At 60.8% G+C, this 16,839-nt stretch carries 8 protein-coding genes, 1 tRNA gene and 2 rRNA genes (1 of these 11 only partly in view); 8 read left to right on the top strand and 3 right to left on the bottom strand.

Annotated features, from left to right (window positions below):
• The 3 genes from ASTEX_RS16495 to ASTEX_RS16485 form a co-directional block, all read left to right on the top strand.
• Positions 1–1,957 (top strand): 23S ribosomal RNA (locus ASTEX_RS16495) (it extends 822 nt beyond the left edge of the window).
• Between the two features lie 70 nt (positions 1,958–2,027).
• A 5S ribosomal RNA gene (gene rrf, locus ASTEX_RS16490) occupies positions 2,028–2,142 on the top strand.
• 109 nt (positions 2,143–2,251) lie between these two features.
• A tRNA-Met gene (locus tag ASTEX_RS16485) sits at positions 2,252–2,328 on the top strand.
• Positions 2,329–2,464: 136 nt separating this feature from the next.
• Here ASTEX_RS16485 and ASTEX_RS16480 read toward each other — a convergent pair.
• From ASTEX_RS16480 to ASTEX_RS16470, 3 genes are all read right to left on the bottom strand, one after another.
• Positions 2,465–4,033, bottom strand: coding sequence for a methyl-accepting chemotaxis protein (locus ASTEX_RS16480; RefSeq protein WP_245532558.1), 1,569 nt, complete (start codon positions 4,031–4,033; stop codon positions 2,465–2,467).
• A gap of 524 nt (positions 4,034–4,557) precedes the next feature.
• Positions 4,558–5,775: an endo-1,4-beta-xylanase gene (locus tag ASTEX_RS16475; protein WP_013480771.1), complete on the bottom strand. Its 1,218-nt coding sequence runs from the start codon at positions 5,773–5,775 to the stop codon at positions 4,558–4,560.
• A gap of 175 nt (positions 5,776–5,950) precedes the next feature.
• A complete protein-coding gene (locus ASTEX_RS16470) occupies positions 5,951–7,909 on the bottom strand; it encodes an NPCBM/NEW2 domain-containing protein (RefSeq protein ID WP_013480770.1) in 1,959 nt (652 codons plus the stop codon).
• Positions 7,910–8,302: 393 nt separating this feature from the next.
• Here ASTEX_RS16470 and ASTEX_RS16465 point away from each other — a divergent pair, with 393 nt between their 5' ends.
• The 5 genes from ASTEX_RS16465 to ASTEX_RS16445 all read left to right on the top strand — a co-directional run bounded on the left by ASTEX_RS16465 (position 8,303) and on the right by ASTEX_RS16445 (position 16,836).
• Positions 8,303–9,328, top strand: a complete 1,026-nt coding sequence (locus tag ASTEX_RS16465) for an alpha/beta hydrolase (protein WP_013480769.1) — start codon at positions 8,303–8,305, stop codon at positions 9,326–9,328.
• A 158-nt stretch (positions 9,329–9,486) separates the two neighbouring features.
• On the top strand, positions 9,487–11,043 hold the full coding sequence (locus tag ASTEX_RS16460; protein ID WP_013480768.1) for an alpha-N-arabinofuranosidase: 1,557 nt from the start codon (positions 9,487–9,489) through the stop codon (positions 11,041–11,043).
• A 146-nt stretch (positions 11,044–11,189) separates the two neighbouring features.
• Entirely contained in the window at positions 11,190–13,271 is a 2,082-nt protein-coding gene (locus tag ASTEX_RS16455) for an alpha-L-arabinofuranosidase C-terminal domain-containing protein (protein ID WP_013480767.1), read from the top strand.
• A 17-nt stretch (positions 13,272–13,288) separates the two neighbouring features.
• Positions 13,289–15,937 (top strand): glycoside hydrolase family 3 protein, encoded by a 2,649-nt coding sequence (locus ASTEX_RS16450; protein WP_013480766.1) that lies wholly within the window; start codon positions 13,289–13,291, stop codon positions 15,935–15,937.
• Positions 15,938–15,951: 14 nt separating this feature from the next.
• Entirely contained in the window at positions 15,952–16,836 is an 885-nt protein-coding gene (locus ASTEX_RS16445) for an alpha/beta hydrolase (protein ID WP_013480765.1), read from the top strand.
• Positions 16,837–16,839 lie beyond the last annotated feature (3 nt).

The following is a 16,839-nucleotide window of genomic DNA, read 5'->3' as shown; positions in this document are numbered from 1 at the left end:
AAACCTGGACATAGCTGGTTCTCCGCGAAATCTATTTAGGTAGAGCGTCGGATGTATTCCTTGGGGGGTAGAGCACTGGATGGATGCGGGCGGCGCGAGCTGTACCAATTCTAACCAAACTCCGAATACCCAAGAGAACTGTCCGGCAGACACACGGCGGGTGCTAACGTCCGTCGTGAAAAGGGAAACAACCCTAACCATCATCTAAGGCCCCCAAGTTATGGCTAAGTGGGAAACGATGTGGGATTGCATTGACAATCAGGAGGTTGGCTTAGAAGCAGCCATCCTTTAAAGAAAGCGTAACAGCTCACTGATCAAGCGATCCTGCGCGGAAAATGTAACGGGGCTCAAGCCATACGCCGAAGATATGGGTTCACGTAAGTGAGCGGTAGCGGAGCGTTCCGTAAGCCTGAGAAGGTCAATCGTGAGGTTGGCTGGAGGTATCGGAAGTGAGAATGCTGACATGAGTAGCGATAAAGAGTGTGAGAGACACTCTCGCCGAAAGACCAAGGGTTCCTGCGTAAAGCTAATCTGCGCAGGGTTAGCCAGCCCCTAAGGCGAGGCCGAAAGGCGTAGTCGATGGGAATCCGGTGAATATTCCGGAGCCAGTATGAAGTGACGGATGGTGTAAGTTGTACGTGCTTATTGGATTGTACGTGCAGCGAAGCTGTCCCTGGAAATAACTCATACATAGACTGTACCCGAAACCGACACAGGTGGTCAGGTAGAGCATACCAAGGCGCTTGAGAGAACTATGCTGAAGGAACTCGGCAAATTACACGCGTAACTTCGGGATAAGCGTGACTCACCTTGCGCAAGCAGGACTGAGTGGCACAAGCCAGGGGGTAGCGACTGTTTATCAAAAACACAGGGCTCTGCGAAGCTGTAAAGCGACGTATAGGGTCTGACGCCTGCCCGGTGCCGGAAGGTTAAAAGGAGGGGTGCAAGCTCCGAATTGAAGCCCCGGTAAACGGCGGCCGTAACTATAACGGTCCTAAGGTAGCGAAATTCCTTGTCGGGTAAGTTCCGACCTGCACGAATGGCGTAACGACTTCCCCACTGTCTCCAGCATAGGCTCAGCGAAATTGAATTCCCCGTGAAGATGCGGGGTTCCCGCGGTCAGACGGAAAGACCCTATGAACCTTTACTATAGCTTCGCCTTGGCGTTAGCAGCAACATGTGTAGGATAGGTGGGAGGCTATGAAGCAGGGGCGCCAGTCTCTGTGGAGCCATCCTTGAAATACCACCCTTATTGCTGTTGGCGTCTAACCGCGGCCCGTCTATCCGGGTCCGGGACATGGCGTGGTGGGTAGTTTGACTGGGGCGGTCGCCTCCCAAAGTGTAACGGAGGCGCGCGATGGTGGGCTCAGAACGGTCGGAAATCGTTCGCTGAGTGCAATGGCATAAGCCCGCCTGACTGCGAGACTGACAAGTCGAGCAGAGACGAAAGTCGGCCATAGTGATCCGGTGGTCCTGCGTGGAAGGGCCATCGCTCAACGGATAAAAGGTACTCTAGGGATAACAGGCTGATTTTGCCCAAGAGTCCATATCGACGGCAAAGTTTGGCACCTCGATGTCGGCTCATCACATCCTGGGGCTGGAGCAGGTCCCAAGGGTATGGCTGTTCGCCATTTAAAGTGGTACGTGAGCTGGGTTCAGAACGTCGTGAGACAGTTTGGTCCCTATCTGCCGTGGGTGTTCGAGACTTGAGAGGATCTGTCCCTAGTACGAGAGGACCGGGATGGACATACCTCTGGTGGACCTGTCGTGGCGCCAGCCGCGCAGCAGGGTAGCTAAGTATGGAATAGATAACCGCTGAAAGCATCTAAGCGGGAAACTAACCTCAAAACAAGGTCTCGCTGAGGATCGTGGAAGACTACCACGTTGATAGGCTGGGTGTGGAAGCTCCGTGAGGAGTGAAGCTAACCAGTACTAATAATCCGATCGGCTTGATCGTTCCCTCAAATAAACGCACCGTACAGTGCTCGTTCTTCAAACAATGTCTTCCTTAACTTGTGTTCGATTGACCTGGTGGCTATGCCGGCCGGTCCCCACCCGATCCCATTCCGAACTCGGTCGTTAAGCCTGCCTGGGCCAATGGTACTTCGTCTTAAGGCGCGGGAGAGTAGGTCGCCGCCAGGTCTATCAAACACAAGTCCTAACCCTTCAATCACAACTCTCAACACAAAGACCGGTCCAAAAACTAAGGCCGGTCTTTTGCTTAACCAGACATACCTCTGGTTAAACGTGTCGCGGGATGGAGCAGCCCGGTAGCTCGTCAGGCTCATAACCTGAAGGTCGTCAGTTCAAATCTGGCTCCCGCACCCATTGTTTACTCACACAAAAGCCTGCCCACTAAGGCGGGCTTTAGTTTATCTCAACCTCAGATCAGACAAAAAGAGTCCACCTACCGGCGGACTTTCTTGATGAGCGTACCTGCCGGCGAGGGAAGTGTCTTGTTCCCTCAGGCGGACACAGTTTTGAGGAAGTCGTCGATCGTCTGGACCAGCCCGGCCTTTTCGTCTTCCAATTCCTGAGTGCTCTTACTCACGCGGGAGGCGGAGTACTTGGTGCGTTCTACCGACTGCGCCATCATTTGGACGCTTTGCTGGGCATTGGCCGTGCAGCCCGCGGCCTTGGCGACATTGACCGCGATTTCCTGCGTCGCCCGGCTTTGTTCCTCGACGGCGGCCGAGATGGCGACGGTAAAGTGCTGTACCGCCTCCATCTTGCCAGAGATGGCCTTGATCGAGTCCACAGCTGTCTGGGTTTCCGACTGAATCTCTGCGATCTGAGCCGAAATATCCTGCGTCGCACGGCTCGTTTGATCCGCTAGTGCCTTGACCTCTGTGGCCACCACCGCGAAGCCCTTACCGGCGTCTCCGGCGCGGGCGGCTTCGATGGTGGCGTTGAGGGCCAGCAGATTGGTCTGAGAGGCGATGTTCTGGATGAGATTGACGACATCGCCGATCCGTTCTGAAGACCTGGCAAGCCGGTCGATTTTTTCCTGACTCTCGGCGCTTACACGCGTCGTCTCCTGCACGACGGTCTGCGACAGCGAAATCTTTTCACTGATGTCGGCAATCGACGCCGCCAGTTCTTCCGCGGCTGCGGCCACGATCTGCACATTGTCGGTGGCTTCGAGCGTCGCGGACGAGGCGCTCTGCGATTGTTCCGCCGTCTGGCAAGAAATGTCTTCAAGGGTGGCGCTAACCTCCTTCATCCCGCGCGTGCTGTGGTGCAGTGCAGACAGGGCCTGATCGATGCGATCCCGGAAACTCTGGATCGCTTTTTCCAGACTTTCACGGCGCGTGCGTCGTTCGATACGACCGACTTCGGCCTGGACTTCGGCCGAGTCGCGGTCGAGCAGCGCTAGACGGAACCCGTCGATAGCCCGTGCAATGGCGCCGATTTCGTTCTGTTTCTGCGTATGGCCCACCTGCGTATCGAGGGCGCCGCTGGCGATACGGCCCAGTTGGTCACTAAAGTCGCTCAGAGGCCGGATAATCAAGCGCAGAACAAACCACAGGCCGGCCGCTACCAGCAGCGTCAGAATTGCGCCCGCCAGCAACATATAGAGTTGGGTTGCTTGGGCGCTGCGCACGCTGGTGTCGCTGGCCTCTTTGGCCGTCTGAGAGATAGATCGGTTCTGGGTGTCAATGAGCCCCAGGACCGTGTCGAGGGCCTCATATTCTGCCTTTGCCGTCCCATCGAACGTGCCCATAAAGGCATTGCCCGATGATGTGCCGCCCTGAACATAGGCGTCGGCCATGGCTTGGCCCGTCTGATAATAAGCAGGAAACTTCTGTTCTACGGCTTCGAGAGCCGACTGGATATCTGGGAGCTGGAGATTCTTTGCCAGCACCTTGGCGTGGGCGATGTGGTCTTCGAACTCGGTGGCATTTTTGGCCGCTTCGCCCGGCCCGTCGTCCAGTCCGTCCAGCCCCCGGGTCGCGGACACATCGGTCAGGAATTGCTGGACCTGAACCACATTGACTTGGATCTGCTTGGCGGTAAGGGACAGCTCACCCATCTGGGCCTTGCGAGCATTTGCTTCCTGTGCGATTCGCGCCAACCGCATTTCATGCTGGAGTGAAAAGAAGAGGAGAGCGCAAAACAGGCCCAGACTGCCGATCAGCAAAGCCCCTGCGAATTTTATTTGTGACGCCAGCAAACGCAAACCACTCTCCCCATGGTTGATAAGCCATTGTTATTTGACTTGTTTTCTATGAGATGCCGGTTAATCCCGAATTAAATCGATTTCATGGAGCGTATTTTTTAAAACTAGGAATACAGCGTTGGGTTGTTATTGCTCCTGTAAAAATTGAGCTTTTTGAGTTTAGACGTTTTTGCTTTCTTCGATTCTCTGCCCAAATTTCTATGACATTTTGTGCGCCAGGTAATTGGTGCGAATTCATTTCTGATGAAAACGGGCATCTAGCCTCAGAAAATGTGGTCTCCGTGCTGAGGGATCTGACGATCTGAGGACATGATCGGAAACGCAGAAGACCCCGGCAGTGACAGGCACTCCTGCTGGGGTCTGTCGTTTCGTCCGGGTTAGGGCACGAAACTCGGGTCCACTACGGCCCAGAAAGCCGATTTCGGCTTACCCGTCGTGTCGAATAGCAGAGGATGGTTCAGCCGGTTAACGGGGTAAGAGGTCAGCCATGTGTGGTTGTCGGCTACGCCCCATGTGGTGACGGATCTGACGCTAGGCTGGCTGGCGAATAGGTCGAACATGGCACGGTATTGGGCCGCCTGCGCCCGGATGCTGTCCCAATAGGCTGTCGTGCCTTCGGTCAGGCTGGGGGCACAGCCGGTGGCTGGCGTGCCGTAGCAACTGCCGGGGTCCGAGCCGTAGAGCGAGACATCCAGCTCCGTGACATGGTTGATCAGGCCACGGGTTTCCACGGCCTGAAACGCGGCGCGGACATTGGCCACAGGCGGCCACGTCGTGGTGATGTGCAACTGATGACCGATGCCGTCGAGCGGTGCCCCGCGCGTCAGCAGCGTGTCCACAATCGTCATCAGACGCGCCAGCTTGTCGGTATTCTCGGTGCTGTAATCATTGATAAACAGCTTGACGGACGGATCGGCGGCGCGAGCGGCCCGCAATGCGATTTCGATATAGTCGGCCCCCAGCACCTGATACCAGCGGCTGTTGCGATAGGGGTTGCCGGCCGAGTCGCTGGTCGGTTCGTTGACCACGTCCCACGCATAGACCTTGCCTTTGAAATAGGTCACCACGTCGGTGATATAGCGCTCAAGCCGCGCCTGCACCGTCGCCTTATAGGTGGAGCTGGTGCTGTCGCCCGCAAAGAACCAGTCCGGAGCCGACTGATGCCACAGCAGGGTGTGACCGCGCACGGCGATATTGTTGGCGCTGGCAAAGGCGATGGCCTGATCGGCGAGGGTGTAGTTATAGACCCCGGCGCTGGTGCCGATGGCCAGCGGCTTCATGCAGTTTTCGGCGGTCATCGAATTGGGGTGCGTTTTGAGCAGTCCTTGCGAAATCGCGGTGTTGATCTCGCTCGGTTCCGCCGTCATGCCGACCAGAAACTTGCCGCTGAAAAAGGTTTTGAGCGCCGGGGCTGTGGCCGGGTCGGGCAGGGTGGGGCCGCTGGCCGAGGCGGTGCTGGAACTGGAGGAGGCGGAGCCGGAGCCGGACGATACAGGTGAAGAGACGCCGCCGCCACCGCCGCAACTGGCCAGAGCCGACGCACCGGCCACCCCCATCAGCAGGCCACGCCTGCTGAGCTGTGCGGAGATATTCATGTTCACTCCCAGTATATCTTTTTGTTTTTGTTGAAAGCAGAACGTGCCCGCCTCCACATGATGAGAATGACACAGAATTTTTGATAGCGGTACCACAAAAAGCGGAGGCCGGAGGGGTTGCCTCCGGCCTGCGATTTTTCTGCTGATGTTCCGTCCTGGGACCGGCGTGTGCAGGCTATTTCAGCAGGGCCGCGTCACCCCAGGTGACGGCGGCGGGGTTGGCGCTCGGGCTGGCGCTAGTGGCCACCAGTTCTACGAGCCGGACACCGTTCAGATCGGCTGAGAGCGCCTGCGGGGTCTGCCCGAAGCGCAGCGGCTGAGACTTCACCAGCAGCTTGCCATCTCCATAGACGGCGAAGGTCACGGCTTCCGTGGTGTTGAGCGTGGAATCATCCACCCCGACCCTGGCTTCGAAGCGGCGATCGGACGGTTGCACCCGCACCTCCAGCCGCGAATTGGCAAGGATGCCGATACCGCTGCGGAAGGCCTTGCCGGCGATCTGAAGCTGGCGGCCATGGGGGGAGGCATCGGCCTGCGCCCCGCCCCAGCCGGTATAGGCCGGAATGTCGCCGCGCCCGCGCGTGCCGTTCCACGGGCTTTTCATGCGGTAGATGAAGGGGTCGGCCTGCGGCACCACGACGCCATCGACCGCCGGGTTGACGCGGCCGGGCAGGTCGGAGAGGTATTGCCCGTTGCTCAGGACCGGCGTGCCGCTGGCCATGAAGATCAGGGTCTGATGCGGATCGAGGTGGAACTTGGCCTCGCCGGTGAAGGGGGCCTGATCGGCCTGCGCCCACAGATCGTGCAGTTTGACCGGCTGATTGGCCAGATATTTCAGGTGCTCGGCGGTCAGGATGATGTCCTTGCCCTCCGCCGTGCGGTTGAACAGGGCCACAGCCTTGCGCGTCGGGTCTGCGCCCACGGTCTTGATCAGGATCTGCACATCGTCACTGTCATAGGCGAGGACCGCCTGATGGCCGCCCGCATCCTGATTGAGTGCGATGATCGCCTCATTGCCGAAAATCTGCATCAGCTCCGGCGAGGCCTGACTGAGGTCGTACCCGATCAGCAGCGGTGCGTTGATCATGGCCCACAGGGCGAAGTGCGAGCGCGCTTCGACCAGGTGCTTCGCATCGAACTCACCATGGCCGATAAACAGCATGTCCGGGTCGTTCCAGCTTCCCGGATGGGCATAGAGGGCGCGAGTGGCCGCCGAATCGAAATTGGTCAGCAGACGCGACCAGGAAGGGGTCAGGTCGTCGCTGGTGCGCGACAGGTTGCCGACATCCTTGCCCCAGGCGCGCACATCGGCGGAGCCCCAGGCGCAAAGCGAAAACACATAGTCGCCGTCCGGATTGCTGGCCTTCAGGCTGGTGGCGATCTGGGTATACAGCCCCCTGACCGCCGGGATATTGGTGCGGCTGATCGACTGGAAATCAATCAGGGGCGGCAATTCGCGATAGGTGCCGGCCTTGACACGCTCGGAGTCGGCCCCGAAGGCGCGCACGCCGCAGCCATCGACCTTGATGAAGTCAAAGCCCCAGTCCTTAAAATAGAGCGAAATGTCCTGCTCGATATGGCCGTAAAGCCCGACTTCGCGCTCTAGCACCGTGCCTTCGGGCAGGTTGGGGGTGTTAGGGCCGCCATAGGCCTGAGAACAGGCATTGCGCCCCAGATCAGAATAGATACCGGCCTTCAGGCCCATCTTGTGGAGGCGGTCGGTGAAGGGGCGCAGGCTGGTCTCTTCGCCCCCCCCCACGGCGGCGGAGGGGAAGAGTTGTATGCGCACCTGCATCCGGCCGTCCGACTGGCGCCGCTTAAGCCACCAGCCATCGTCGATATTGATGTAGCGGTAGCCCTTGGCCGCCAGACCGCTGTCGACGATGATACGGGCAGAATCGAGCACCCGCGCCTCGGTCAGGTCGGTGCCAAAGGCGTTCCACGAACTCCAGCCCATGGGCGGGGTCGCAGCGCGCCCTTCGCTGTAGGCGCTCCACTTACCGGTGGCGGCCAAAGGGGCGACCACAGGGGTGGCCGCCGTCTCGGCGTGCGCGGAGGCAGCGGTCAGGGCAAGACCAACGGCCAGCGCCACGGGGGCGGCGTGTCTCCTAAGGCGACGAAGTGCAGGCGTCATGGAAAACCTTTCGGGCGAAAAAATCAGAGACGGTAGGGCTTGAGCGGCCTGATCCCCGCGGAATCCGTCCGTTCAAGCCGCCAGTGAGGCGGCGGCCAGGGTGACGAACAGGGACGCACCGGCGCGCTGTCTTACGCGTAAGGCGAAGACGAAAGCCGTCCCTGATCGTCGCAGGCTTATTATGGGGCTCACATTCGCGCCTTGGCCGCCTGTTGCCCCAAGGCTATTATATCAGACAATTTCCGTCAATCGCCCAGAGGCCTATGGGCCTTTTGACAGGTCCGGCCGTGCGCTATGCCCCCGGGACAGGCTGAACGGCGTTTTTTGGCTTGATTCCCGCGCCTATTTGTCAGAGGTTTTAGCCTATAAACACATAACAACAGGGTGAGAGACATGCGACAGTTCTGTATAGCGCTGGGGGCATTGGCGCTGGTTTTGATGGCGGGTCCCGCAGCGGCACAGGCGGTGAGAACGGAACAGATCACCGTTCACAGTCAGGCTCTGGAGGGCAATCTGGAGGGCAATTCGGCGGATCGCAAGGTGACTGTATACCTGCCGCCCGATTACGATTCGCATCCCAAAAAGCGGTATCCGGTAATCTATGCCCTGCACGGTTATTCGATCAATAACGAGATCTGGTCGAAGGAAATCCGCACGCCGCAGACGATTGACGGCGCCTATGCGGCGGGCGTCAAGGGCATGATCATCGTCCTGCCCAGCTCGCAAACCCTGCACAATGGCTCGATGTATTCCAGTTCGGCAACGACCGGCGACTGGGAAGGCTTTATAGCCAAAGACCTTGTGGCCTATATCGACAGTCATTACCGCACGCTGGCCAATCGCGACAGCCGCGGTCTGGCCGGACATTCGATGGGCGGCTATGGCACAGTGCGCATCGGCATGAAGCACCCGGAAGTCTTCAGTGCCCTCTATGTGATGAGCCCGTGCTGCCTGTCGGCGCGCGGCAGTTTGCCGTCGGAAGAAGGGCGTAAACTGGAGGCCGTCAAAACCCCCGAAGAGGCACAGAGCCTCGGCTTTATGGGGCGCGCCACCTTTGCGGTAGCCTCGGCCTGGTCGCCCAACCCTAAAAAACCGCCCTTCTATGTCGATCTGCCGACGAAGGACGGCGAGACCCAACCCGATGTGATTGCCCGCTGGGCGGCCAATGCGCCCCTGGCGATGGTGCACCAGTACATCCCCAATATGCGCCAGTATAAGGCGATTGCCTTCGATGTCGGTAATCGCGACGGGCTGAAGATCGATACGGAGGCGCTGCACGTCACGCTGGAAAACTACGGCGTGGCCAACAGCTTCGCGCTTTATGACGGTGATCATGTCAGCGGCGTCGCCGACCGCTTCCAGAACCACGTCCTGCCCTTCTTTGCGAAGACCCTGTCGTTCGCACCCGCTAAAAAATGAGGCGGTCGCGCCGCACGGGTTTAGGCGCGGCGCAATAGTCTGACATTTGTTTTGACATTATGCGGTTTCGTGTTAGCGGTATCATAATGGCCGGATAAAAGGCCAAAAACACCGCGCACGGCGCACGCCGTCCGCACCAAAAAAGACAGGGAGATATAATGAAACCGCTCGTCCTCACAGGCGTATTGTCCCTACTTGCCCTGACCCAGCCTGCCGCTGCGCAGGAGCGGGTGTCGGTGACGGTGGACGCCACCCAGCCGGGAGCCAAGATCGACCGCCGCATCTTCGGTCAGTTTGCCGAACACCTCGGCAGCGGCATCTATGAAGGCGTGTGGGTCGGTAAGGACTCCGCCATTCCCAATACGCGCGGCATCCGCAATGACGTGGTGGCGGCGCTGAAAGCCATCAAGGTGCCGGTCGTGCGGTGGCCCGGCGGCTGCTTTGCCGACGAATACCACTGGCGGCGCGGCATCGGTCCGGAGCGCAAGCCGATGATGAACGCCAACTGGGGCGGCGTGATCGAGCCCAACACCTTCGGAACCGACGAATTTATGGACTTCGCCACTCAGGTGGGGGCCGAGGCCTATATCTCAGTAAATGTCGGCTCCGGCACGGTGGGTGAAGCTGCCGAATGGCTGGAATATATGACCTCCAGCACGCAGGACGGCATCGGGGCGGAACGCGCCCGAAACGGCCATGCGGAGCCCTATAAGGTGGCCTTTGTCGGGCTGGGGAACGAAAGCTGGGACTGCGGCGGCGCCATGACGCCGGACTTCTACGTCAGTCAGATGAAGATGTATGCGCGCTTTGTGCGCAACTACAACAAGGCCCAGCCGATGCAACGCATCGCGGTGGGCCCCAGTGGCCCGGACACCGCCTATACCGAGGCGGTGATGAAGTCCTATAAGGGCCGTAGCTGGGCCTGGGATATCGAAGGCCTGTCTCTGCACTATTACACGACCGGCGGCGGTTTCCCGGTGTCGCAGAAGGCAACGGGCTTCGGCGAAAAGGAATATGCCGTCATCCTTCAGGACACGCTGAAGATGGATGAGCTGGTCAAGACCCACTCCGCCATCATGGACAAGTACGATCCGGAAAAGAAGGTGTCGCTGGTCGTCGATGAGTGGGGTGCGTGGTACGTAGCGACGCCCGGCACCGATCCCGGCTTCCTGATGCAGCAGAATACGCAGCGCGACGCCGTGCTGTCGGCGCTGAACCTCAACATCTTCGCCCGCCACGCCGACCGCGTGCGCATGGCCAATATCGCCCAGATGGTCAATGTGCTTCAGGCCATGATCCTGACGGACAAGGAGAAGATGCTGCTGACGCCGACCTATCACGTCTTCCGCATGTACGTGCCGTTTCAGGGCGCCACCTTTATCCCGGTAACGCTGAATGCCGGCACCTACAGCTTTGGCGACATCCGCCTGCCGCGCGTCGATGCGCTGGCGGCGCGCGGGTCGGATGGGAAGATCTATCTCTCCCTGACCAATCTCGACCCCAAGACGCCGGTGGATATCGACGTGGCCAGCCTGAACTTTAAGGTGAGGACCGCGACCGGTGAAACCCTGTCGGCGGCGACATTCGATGCCTATAACACCTTCGCGGCCCCCCAGACGGTGGCCCCCAAGCCGGTCACGGCGAAGATGAAGGATGGCAAGGTGATGGTCCGCCTGTCCCCCGCCTCGGTCACCGTAATGGCCCTGCAACCCTGACCCTCTCCGCGCCGCATCAGTCAGACCCTGATGCGGCGCAACGGTTTTCAGTGCGTTTTCGCGTCCCCGGCCACGCCGTCCGTGGCCTGTTGTCTTCGCCTGCGCCTGCGCCTGTCGCACGGCTGTCTATGCTTTCAGAGGCTCTCATGTCCCATCCAACTCCACCCTCCGTCTCGCGCCGGCAGGCTCTGGCCGCCTCGGTCGCCACCGGCCTGCTGAGCGCCGCCCCTGTTCTGGCGCAAACCGCCAAACCCATTGCCTCGACCCTGAAGGCCGGGCAGGAACGCCCCCCCATCAACCCGTTCCTCTACGGGGGCTTCCTTGAGCATATCGGCGACCTCATCAACCACAGCCTGTGGAGCGAGGTGCTGGACGACCGCAAATTCTATCACCCAATCACCCCGACGCCGCCCGCCAAACCCGAAGGCCGTCCGGGCCGCAACCGCGACAGCAACCGCTGGGTACCCGTTGGACCGGAGTCAGCGCTCAGCATGGACCGCAAGACGCCGTGGGTCGGCGCACAGTCGCCGGTCGTGCAACTGAGCGCCGCGGAGCCGCGCGGCATCGCTCAGTCGGGTCTGGCGGTTGCCGCGAAGGATTATGTGGGTCGCGTCGTCATGGCCGCCGACAGCGAGGCGGAAATAACCGCCACCCTGATCTGGGGCAGCGGTCCCGCCGACCGTCAAACGGTCCGGGTCGCGGCGGGCACGGACTGGCGCAAGGTGCCTTTGCGCTTTAGCTGCAAGGCGGCCACGACCGAGGCGCGGCTGGAGATTACGGGCACTGGCACCGGCGCGTTCCGCGTCGGTGCGGTGTCGCTGATGCCCGCCGACAATGTCAAAGGCTTCCGCGCCGATACGCTGGCCCTGATGCGTGAGATCGACTGCAAGATTCTGCGTATTCCCGGCGGCAACTTCATCTCGGCCTATGACTGGAAAGACACGATCGGCGATCCGGATACCCGCCCGCCCGTCTGGGACCCGGTGTGGAGCTTCGCTCAGCCGAATGATGTCGGCGTCGATGAGCTGCTGCAAATGTGCCAGATGATCAATGCCGAGCCCTCATGGTCGGTCAGCACGGGCTTCGACGGCCCGCGTTCGGGCGCCGAGCAGGTCGAATATATCAACGGCAGCGCTGACACGCCGTGGGGCGCCAAACGCGCCGCCAATGGCCATCCGGAGCCCTACCGCGTCAAATACTGGAACATCGGCAATGAGATGTACGGCAACTGGCAGATGGGGCACATCCCGCTGAAGCAGTATGTCATCAAGCACAACCAGTTCGCCGACGCCATGCGCAAGGTCGATCCGTCCATCTACGTCATCGCCCCCGGCGGCTTTGTCGATGAGATGACGACGGGGCAGGGCATCTTCGTCGCCGGTCAGCCCAATGTCGAGTTTGGCTCAGACCGCGACTGGGCCAATGGCATGATGACGCACGCCTGGGGCCGCTTCGATGCGCTGGCAACCCACGCCTATCCGCCGGAAAACAAAAAGTTCGACATGGCGACAGGCAAGCTGTTCGACGTGCAGCGCCCGCTGGTCGAATGGGCGCGTCAGCCCGCCAATCGCGTTCTGACCATGGTCGAGTGCTGGGAAGAGTATAAGCGCCGCCATCCGGCGCTGAACGACGGCAAGGTAAAGGTCTTCTTCGATGAATATGCCTACAGCTTCCGTCAGAACCTGAAGACTTGTCTGGCGCTCGGCATGTGCCTGCACGAATTCTTCCGCCACACTGACTTCATCGACATGGCCGGTTACACCATGGCGACGGGCTGGCTCGATTTCGACCGCACGCGCTCGGTCATCAGCGCCACCGGCCGCATGTACCAGATGTACAATCAGCATTTCGGCACGATCCCTGTCGAGGTCACGGGCGCTTCGCCTGTACCGAAGCCCGACTTCCCTGCGGGCGGGGATCAACCCCGTGTCAATGCGGGCAGCGCCACCTATCCCCTCGACGTTTCTGCGGCCCTTACAGCGGACCGCAAGGCGCTGATCGTCGCCATTGTAAATGCCACGGAGCAAGCCCAGGCCCTTGACCTGAAAATCGACGGCTTCAAAGCGCGCAAGGGCGGCCGCTGCTGGAAACTGACCGGCCCTGATCTTGAGGCGCAAAACGCGGTGGGTAAGCCGGAACAGGTGGCGGTCACCGCGGGCCGTTTCGCCGCCGGGCCGCTGCGTATCGCCCCCAACAGCATCGAACTGTATGAATTCGTCCGCGCGTAAGCCCGAGGGAGGACACCATGACACCCAATCGCTATTTTACCGCAGCCGTACTGGCGGCCCTGATGTCCGCCGGGGCGCTGCAACCGGCCCTGGCGCAGAACCCGCTCGATGCGCCCGGCTATCAGGATGCGTCCAAACCGCCTGAGGCGCGGGCCGCCGACCTTGTGTCGCGCATGACGCTGGAAGAAAAGACGGCGCAGCTGATCAACGATGCCCCGGCCATTCCGCGCCTCAATGTGCGCGAATACAACTGGTGGAACGAAGGGCTGCACGGGGTGGCCGCTGCCGGTTACGCCACCGTCTTCCCGCAGGCCGTGGGTCTGGCCGCCACCTGGGATGAGCCGCTGATCCACCGCGTCGCGGAGACGATAAGCGTCGAGTTTCGCGCCAAATACCTGAAGGAGCGCCACCGGTTCGGCGGTTCGGACTGGTTCGGCGGCCTGACCGTGTGGTCGCCCAATATCAACATCTTCCGCGATCCACGCTGGGGGCGAGGTCAGGAAACCTATGGCGAAGACCCTTATCTGACGGCACGTATGGGCGTCGCCTTCGTCAGGGGGCTTCAGGGCGATGATCCGGTCTATTACCGCACCGTGGCGACGCCCAAACACTATGCCGTCCATTCCGGTCCGGAAGCCGGTCGTCACCGCGATAATGTCAATCCGTCGCCCTATGACCTCGCCGACACCTACCTGCCGGCCTTCAGGGCCACCATCACCGAAGGGCAGGCCGGTTCGATCATGTGCGCCTATAACGCCATCAATGGTCAGCCCGCCTGCGCCAACGAAGACCTGCTGGTCAAATATCTGCGCAAAGACTGGGGCTTTAAGGGCTATGTCGTGTCTGACTGCGACGCCGTGGGCGATATCTATTACAAGACGTCGCACGCCTATCGCCCGACCCCCGAAGAAGGGGTGACGGCGGCCTATCAGGTCGGCACAGACCTCATCTGCGGTAATGCCAATGAGGCCGACCACCTGACGCGCGCCGTGCGTCAGGGCCTGCTGCCGGAAAAGACGCTCGATACGGCGCTGATCCGCCTGTTTACCGCGCGCTTCAAGCTGGGGCAGTTCGATCCGCCCGCAAAAGTCTTCCCGAAGATCACGGCCGAGGATTACGACACGCCCGCCAATCGCGATTTCTCGCAAAAGGTCGCCGAGTCGGCCATGGTCCTGCTCAAGAACGAAAACAACCTGCTACCGCTGAAGGGTGAGCCGCGCCAAATCGCCGTCATCGGGCCCAATGCCGATTCGATGGACTCGCTGGTTGGCAACTACAATGGCGATCCCTCGCACCCGGTGACGGTGTTGTCCGGCATCCGCGCTCGCTTCCCCAAAGCGACCGTCACCTATGCGCCGGGATCGGGGCTGATCGACCCGGTGATGACGGCGGTTCCCGACAGCGCCTTCTGCCGCGACGAAGCCTGTACCCAAACCGGCGTGACGGTCAGCCATTTCGCTACCCCCGACATGGACGACGCGCCGCAGACGACGGGCAGCGAAGGCGGAATGCGTCAGGTCTGGGCTGGTGAAAATCGCAGCGGGGCCGTGCGCTATGACGGCTATCTGACCGCACCGGAGACAGGAGAATACCGCTTCCGTTATGACGCGCACGGCGGTTATCGCATTTGGGTCAATGACAAGATGATCGTCGATGCCTGGCGCGTGGACTGGCGTCCTTCTATCGCCACCGGGGGCGTGCGGCTTGAAGCCGGGTCGCGCTACCGCATCCGCGTCGAATCCTTTCAGCGCCAGCCGAAGGGTGAGGAGACCCTGGTGTGGAGCCTGCCGTCGGACACGGGTGCGCAGTCGGCCGTAGCCGCTGCCAAAGAGGCCGATCTGGTGGTTTTTGTGGCGGGCCTGTCGCAGCGCGTCGAAGGCGAAGAAATGCGCGTCGAAACCGAAGGCTTTTCGGGCGGCGACCGCACCACCCTCAACCTGCCGCCCGCCCAGCAAAAGGTGCTTGAGCAGGTCAGCGCCGCCGGTAAGCCCGTGGTTCTGGTCCTGATCAATGGCAGCGCGTTGGGTATCAACTGGGCCGACAAAAATGTCCCGGCCATTATTGAAGCCTGGTATCCGGGCGGGCAGGGTGGTGCGGCCGTGGCGCGCCTGATCGCCGGGGACTACAGCCCCGCAGGTCGACTGCCCGTCACCTTTTACCGCTCGGCCGATCAGCTTCCGGCCTTCAACGACTACAACATGAAGGGGCGCACCTACCGCTACTTCAAGGGGGAGGCCCTCTATCCGTTTGGCTACGGTCTGTCATTCACCACCTTCCGCTACGCCCCCCTGACCCTGTCGGCGCGTCAGGTAGCCGGTGACGGTCAGGTCAGCGTCTCGGCCGATGTGACCAATAGCGGCTCGCGCGACAGCGATGAGGTGGTGCAGCTCTATGTCAGCTATCCCGGCCAAAAACTTGCGCCCATCCGGGCGCTGGCGCGCTTCGAGCGCATCCATCTGAAGGCAGGGGAGACGAAAACCGTGCGCTTCACGCTCGACCCGCAAGCGCTCAGCACCGTCAATGCAGATGGGTCGCGCTCGGTCAAGCCGGGTAAGGTCGAGCTGTGGCTCGGCGGCGGGCAGCCTCTGAAACGCAAGGGGCTGGCGGCGCCGGCCGGCGTCAAGGGTGCCCTGACCGTTACCTCGTCCTACGTCATCAAACCCTGATCCGGAGATTGTCCATGACACGCTTTCTGGCCCTGACCCTCGGCGTGGCCGCCGCGGCTGTGGCCTTCGCCGCCGCCGCCGAAGAGACGGGCACCGGGCCCTATCCGGCCGTGTTCGAAGAAGACCCGACCCTTCCGGCGCACGTCGTCTATCACCCGCAAACCCTGTCGGCCCTGAAAGGGGAAAAACTCGGTCTCTACGTCTTTGGCAACGGGGCGTGCAGCCGCGACGGCACCAGTTCGAAGAACCATCTGCTGGAAATCGCCTCGCACGGTTATCTGGCCATTGCGCCGGGCACTATACCCGGCCCCAAACCGGCGGATTCCCCGGAAGGGCCGCGGCCGGGTGGCCTGAAGGCCGCGACCTCACCCGACGCCCTGAGCGAGGCCATCGACTGGGCGCTGAAGGAAAATGCACGCAAGGGCAGTCCCTATTACCAGCGGCTCGATCCCAAAAAGATCGCCGTATCGGGCTTTAGCTGCGGCGGGCTTCAGGCAATCGCCATCGCCAAAGACCCGCGCATCTCTACGCTGGTGGTGATGAACAGCGGCGTGTTCAATGCGGGAAATCCCATCGCAGGCCTGAACGTCGATAAGGCGATGCTCAAGGACATCCACGGCTCGGTCCTCTACGTCCTCGGCGGGCCGACCGACATCGCCTATGCCAATGGCAGCGACGACTATGCGCGCATCAGCCATATTCCGGCGGCGCATATCGACATTCCGGTCGGGCACGGTGGCACCTATATGGACCCGCACGGCGGCATCGGGGCTGAGGTAGTGACCCACTGGCTGAACTGGAAGCTGAGGGGCGACAAGGTCTCTGGCGCCAAATTCGTGGGCGAGGCCTGCGGCTACTGTCAGGATAGCCGCCTGACCTACGTCCGCAAGAATTTTTAACCC

The sequence above is a fragment of the Asticcacaulis excentricus CB 48 genome, assembly GCF_000175215.2.
Lineage (GTDB): Bacteria > Pseudomonadota > Alphaproteobacteria > Caulobacterales > Caulobacteraceae > Asticcacaulis > Asticcacaulis excentricus.
Note: the sequence above shows the minus strand (reverse complement) of the source record. Positions and strands in the feature narration are given on the sequence as shown.

Excerpts from the sequence above, each read along its gene's own strand:
- ASTEX_RS16480 (WP_245532558.1), bottom strand. The coding sequence starts at position 4,033 with ATGGGTGAGCTGTCCCTTACCGCCAAGCAGATCCAAGTCAATGTGGTT.
- ASTEX_RS16455 (WP_013480767.1), top strand. The coding sequence starts at position 11,190 with ATGTCCCATCCAACTCCACCCTCCGTCTCGCGCCGGCAGGCTCTGGCC.
- ASTEX_RS16465 (WP_013480769.1), top strand. The coding sequence starts at position 8,303 with ATGCGACAGTTCTGTATAGCGCTGGGGGCATTGGCGCTGGTTTTGATG.
- ASTEX_RS16445 (WP_013480765.1), top strand. The coding sequence starts at position 15,952 with ATGACACGCTTTCTGGCCCTGACCCTCGGCGTGGCCGCCGCGGCTGTG.
- ASTEX_RS16475 (WP_013480771.1), bottom strand. The coding sequence starts at position 5,775 with ATGAATATCTCCGCACAGCTCAGCAGGCGTGGCCTGCTGATGGGGGTG.
- ASTEX_RS16470 (WP_013480770.1), bottom strand. The coding sequence starts at position 7,909 with ATGACGCCTGCACTTCGTCGCCTTAGGAGACACGCCGCCCCCGTGGCG.
- ASTEX_RS16460 (WP_013480768.1), top strand. The coding sequence starts at position 9,487 with ATGAAACCGCTCGTCCTCACAGGCGTATTGTCCCTACTTGCCCTGACC.
- ASTEX_RS16450 (WP_013480766.1), top strand. The coding sequence starts at position 13,289 with ATGACACCCAATCGCTATTTTACCGCAGCCGTACTGGCGGCCCTGATG.